Genomic DNA, 259 nt, shown 5'->3' with positions numbered 1-259 from the left:
CGACTGTGCCCAGCAGCAGGTTAGCGCTGTAGCCACCGGAGACACCGGCAAAAGCCGCGGCCAGACCCGCCAGCGGGTGACGACCCAGCGAGTGGAACAGCATGGCGGCCTGTGGGATCAGCACCACATAACCCAGCTCAGAAGCCGTATTGGAAATGATACCGGCAAACACCACCACCAGAGTCACCATGCGGCGGGACGCGCCCATGACCAGTCCGCGCATTGCAGCAGAAAGTAAGCCAGAATATTCTGCAATCGC

The 259-nt window shown here is 61.0% G+C and carries 1 protein-coding gene; it reads right to left on the bottom strand.

Annotation, left to right across the window (positions count from 1 at the left end; all coding sequences use genetic code 11):
* The coding region (locus tag R0J87_RS22020) for an AbgT family transporter (protein WP_498888979.1) at positions 1-259 on the bottom strand (259 nt) is incomplete at both ends.

The organism is Halomonas sp. SIMBA_159 (genome assembly GCF_046536035.1).
Lineage (GTDB): Bacteria > Pseudomonadota > Gammaproteobacteria > Pseudomonadales > Halomonadaceae > Vreelandella > Vreelandella venusta_A.
Note: the sequence above shows the minus strand (reverse complement) of the source record. Positions and strands in the feature narration are given on the sequence as shown.